We start from the raw sequence: 3,902 nt of genomic DNA, 5'->3' as shown, positions 1-3,902 counted from the left end.
TTAAGCTCCTTTTCGCCGATGATACTGCATATCTTCATGTGGGAAAGTAGGTAGTTGCCAAGATTTTTCATGGAAGCCCCGTAGAGCACGTTCTGCTCCGGGGCTTTTTTCGTGATCTTGTGCAAATGAAGCTCATTGCGTACTGCCTGCCTTTTGCGGCTCATCGGAAGCAGAGCTTCTGGCGCGTTTGCGGTATCTTGCCGGCGGCATCCTGTAGGCCCTGGCAAAGATGCGGACAAAGTGGGGCAGGTCATTGAAGCCTACGGCAAAGCAGATTTCCGAGACCTGCTTGTCCGAATTGAGGAGAAGCTCGCAGGCAGTTTCAAGGCGGTACTGTGTGAGATACTGCATGAAGGTCATCTGCCTGTATTTGCGAAACTAGGAGCAGAAGGCCGAGCGATTCATGCCTGCAACAGCGGCCGCCTCTTCCAGGGTGATGGTGCGCCGAAAGTTGCGCATCACAAAGGTGCAGACAGTCTGCATGCGCTGCACGTTTCTTTCGATGCGCATGGGTCTTCCGGCAAGCGTGTGATCCGAGGCTGTGAAGAGTTCGCAAAGAAGCAACAGCATGGCACTCAGGCGCTCGAGCTCGTTGAGTGGCCTCATGCTCTCAAGGCGTTTTTGGAGCACAAGAGCGCTTCTTCCGGAAAAGCACAGGGCATTGTCCGGGAAGGTGATGTTGGCAAGCCTGTTGCGCACTTCGGGAAAGGTTGCCACGCAGCGTTCCACAAAAGTGTGCTTGAAGGCGACCATGAGGTAGTGGATGTGACCGCTCTCGTCTGCCGAATCCGGGGAAAAGTCCCAGCGATGGATCATGTTTGGAGGAATCAGGACTATATCCCCCGCGGCAAAGTCCTGGACCGTGTCCCCGGCTGTGCGCTTGCCATAGCCGTGGACAACGCAGAGGAGCTCCCAGGCGTCGTGCCTGTGCAAGGGAGCTTCCACGTGTGGCTGTATGGGCATGTCCACAAAGAAGAAGGAGTGATTTTTTTGATCCGGGAGATCATAGGGGGTGATGTTCTCATCCTTCATGGCGGGCCCCTCTTCACACTCAAGGTCCATTCTGGTGTCTTGTTCCATGTCGTTTTTGTTCTGCTTGTCAGAAAGTTGTTCAGGAATTGGGAAAATACAAATTGTGGACAAGTATTTCTTCCATTAAGGCAAGTATCAGACAAAAACTATGGTATGTTCCTCCCAAAGGCAATGGCAGCCACTTCGGCTGTCTGCATCATACCAGTGAGGTACATACACAGTGGAATTCTACGAAGTTTTGAAGAAGAGGCGCACCGTCCGTGATTTCTCGGGAAGAGAGGTGAGCGACGAACTTTTGCGCAAGGTTCTTGGAGCTGCTTTCAAGGCTCCGACCAATGATCACTTGCGCCAGTTCGAATTTGTAGTTGTGCGCGGCAGGGAGAATATTGCAAGGCTTGTGGCCCCTGTGGCTGGCAATACCAGCGCCATCCAGGATCCCTACATTGCGAAGGAGAAGGGCAGCATGGACAAGGACGAGTACGCCATGTTTGTGGATGCTCTGCCAAAGCAGCAGCGCATGCTTCTCGAGAGTGGTTGTGTGGTCCTGCCCTTTTTCCGCCAGAAGGACTGCCCCCTGTGCCAGCCTGCCAACCAGAGTTCCCTCAACTACTTTGCCTCTGCCTGGGCTGCTGTGGAAAACATCCTCCTGGCAGCCACAGCCGAAGGTCTTGCCTGCGCCTTCCGCATCCCCATAGCTGACGAGGCAGAACATGCGAAAAGGCTTGTGCATGCGCCTGAAGGCTATGAGTTCACCTGCTTCCTTGCCATAGGCTATGCCGCGGAAGACGCCCATGTCTGCATACAAAAGGTCATCAGCGTCGCGGACAGGATCCATCGCAATATCTGGTAATGACTTTTGGGCTGATTGCCACTGGAGCCTTGTCTCAGGATGAGGGGAATACAGGAACGCCATCGTTTTTCAGGGAGGAGTACCATGAACACAATGGTGTGTGTTGTTGTGCGCCTTGGGTGTTGCAGGTCTTGCCTCTGCTGCCAGTCCGGCCTTTGCCAGGGAAGCAGGAAGCGAAACGAGCACAGCTGAGCAGACCTATCCCGGCTTTGCCATTCCGCAGGGGCAGACGCATCACCAGCTTGAGAGCAGCCGCACCGAGCTTTCCAGGGGTGTTTTCGCCTTTGTGAGCTACAGCTCTTCCAACTTTGGTATGATTAGCACCCGGAGCATGGCTATATCCTGATCAATACGGGCGACGATCTGAACAGGACCGCCGAGGTCCTGAAGCAGAGCAAGGAGCTTGCGCCAGGCGCCCTGCAGGCGATCATTCTCACCCACAGCCATCCGGATCACAGAGGGGGTGGCAGGGTCTTCCTGGAAGGTCGCACGGATGTTCCCGTGTGGCGGCACAAGGATTTCTGGGCTGAGCAAAAAGTGTGCAAGGGCTGGAAAAGGTTCTTGGGACACGTTTTGCAAGGCAGTTCGGTATAGGCATTCCCGACAGTGAGTATCCCCCAAACTTCATGGTTCCGCGCTTCACTGATGGGCGCCCTGCACGGGAGCCCATTTCACCCAATCGCTTCTTCTCAGAAGAGAAGACCGAGTTGTCCATAGATGGTGTGAGGCTGGAAGTGTACATGATCCCCGGTGAAAGGGCGGATCACGTTGCCGTCTGGCTTCCAGACTCACAGGTGCTTTTTGCTGGTGATCACGTGTATGGGAGTTTCCCCAATCTCTATCCCATACGTGGCAGTGTCTATCGCGACGTTGAGCGCTGGGCCAGGGGTGTGCGTCGCTTGGTTGCCTTTGCACCGAAGGCCGTCATGTTCGGCTACAACCATGTTCCCGCTTGGGAAGAATGTCTGCCCATGATGGAAAACTATGCCAGGGTCATTGAATCCGTCTATGAGCAGACCATTCAGGGCATGAACGAGGGCAGGACAGCGGACGAGCTTGCCACAAGCGTGCGCCTGCCCGAAGCTCTGCGCAACCTTCCCTGTCTGGGAGACATCTATGGAGTCATACCCGGGGCTGCACGGGAGATATTTGCAGCGAAGATTGGCTGATTCAATGGCAATCCGACAAATCTTGTGCGCCTCACTCCCGCAGAACAGGCTGCCCACATGGCGGATCTTGCTGGTGGAACAGACGTTCTTGTCCGCAGGGCAGGGGAGGCCCAGGAGAAGGGAGACTGATCACGCTGGCAAAACGTCCGAAGGAAGAAGGATCAAGGCAGACGCCCTTGATGCTATAGCCAGAGACATCCTGTCCATAACCGGCAAGAACTGTCTGCAGCGCTCGGCGATGGGGCTGCGCAAGTAGCAAAGGATACGGCGAGAGCCATGGGGAAGAGCCTCCATGGCTCGGCTACAGTGTATGGGGCATCCAGGAGCGCCCGCTCTGCAGCCGAAGGAATTTTGTATCTGGACAATATGGCAGACCCCACGGTGGTCACTCCTTTGGGGACAGGATGTGCACAAGTGCGTTGTATGAAATATCAAAGAGTTGACTGATGAGTTTCTGTGCCATGAGAAAAAAGTTTGTCAAAAATGCAGAAATTTGTTGACAGACCCATGCCACAAGCGTAGAAGCCTCCCTCGCGCCAATTGAAAACGCACCTTGCGAATTCATTTGGAGCAAGGCTTAACGCCAGTCTGGAAAGCAGATTCGAGAGCTTCCCAAAAAAAAGTTCAAAAAACTGCTTGACAGATGAAAACCGAAAAGCCTATAAGGAACTTTCCCGCGACTGAAAAAGAACGAAATTCTTCCGCGAAAAAAATTGCGAAACGAAAAAAGTTCTTGACAGTTGATGAGGAAAAGGGCATAAAGCCCGACGCCGCTTGAAACGGCGGCAGGTTCTGGTTCATTGACAAGTGAATAGCGAATGGGAAGAGAACTTTGAGATTCTGATTTCTGC

The 3,902-nt window shown here is 53.8% G+C and carries 6 protein-coding genes and 1 pseudogene; 4 read left to right on the top strand and 3 right to left on the bottom strand.

Going from position 1 to position 3,902, the window contains the following annotated elements:
* Positions 1 to 132 precede the first annotated feature (132 nt).
* Together B5F76_RS15255 and B5F76_RS14175 are read right to left on the bottom strand one after the other, a co-directional pair.
* Positions 133 to 366, bottom strand: a pseudogene (locus B5F76_RS15255) (helix-turn-helix domain-containing protein); the annotation flags it as partial.
* 12 nt (positions 367 to 378) lie between these two features.
* Positions 379 to 1,032, bottom strand: a complete 654-nt coding sequence (locus tag B5F76_RS14175) for an AraC family ligand binding domain-containing protein (RefSeq protein ID WP_204218440.1) — start codon at positions 1,030 to 1,032, stop codon at positions 379 to 381.
* A gap of 220 nt (positions 1,033 to 1,252) precedes the next feature.
* Here B5F76_RS14175 and B5F76_RS14170 point away from each other — a divergent pair, with 220 nt between their 5' ends.
* From B5F76_RS14170 to B5F76_RS15500, 4 genes are all read left to right on the top strand, one after another.
* A complete protein-coding gene (locus B5F76_RS14170) occupies positions 1,253 to 1,882 on the top strand; it encodes a nitroreductase family protein (RefSeq protein WP_087355730.1) in 630 nt (209 codons plus the stop codon).
* 339 nt (positions 1,883 to 2,221) lie between these two features.
* Complete coding sequence (locus B5F76_RS15630; RefSeq protein ID WP_087355726.1) at positions 2,222 to 2,476, top strand: MBL fold metallo-hydrolase; 255 nt, start codon at positions 2,222 to 2,224, stop codon at positions 2,474 to 2,476.
* Positions 2,422 to 3,051 (top strand): MBL fold metallo-hydrolase, encoded by a 630-nt coding sequence (locus B5F76_RS14155; protein ID WP_144268512.1) that lies wholly within the window; start codon positions 2,422 to 2,424, stop codon positions 3,049 to 3,051. Before B5F76_RS15630 ends, B5F76_RS14155 begins: the two co-directional genes overlap by 55 nt.
* Positions 3,052 to 3,075: 24 nt before the next feature.
* A complete protein-coding gene (locus B5F76_RS15500; protein WP_144268511.1) occupies positions 3,076 to 3,180 on the top strand; it encodes a hypothetical protein in 105 nt (34 codons plus the stop codon).
* A gap of 448 nt (positions 3,181 to 3,628) precedes the next feature.
* Here the strand turns inward: B5F76_RS15500 and B5F76_RS15250 are convergent.
* Positions 3,629 to 3,902: hypothetical protein (locus B5F76_RS15250; protein WP_204218439.1), on the bottom strand; the 274-nt coding region annotated here is incomplete at its 5' end.

Origin of the sequence: Desulfovibrio sp. An276 (assembly GCF_002159665.1) — a bacterium.
Classification (GTDB): Bacteria; Desulfobacterota; Desulfovibrionia; order Desulfovibrionales; family Desulfovibrionaceae; genus Desulfovibrio; species Desulfovibrio faecigallinarum.
Note: the sequence above shows the minus strand (reverse complement) of the source record. Positions and strands in the feature narration are given on the sequence as shown.

Excerpts from the sequence above, each read along its gene's own strand:
- B5F76_RS14175 (WP_204218440.1), bottom strand. The coding sequence starts at position 1,032 with ATGAAGGATGAGAACATCACCCCCTATGATCTCCCGGATCAAAAAAAT.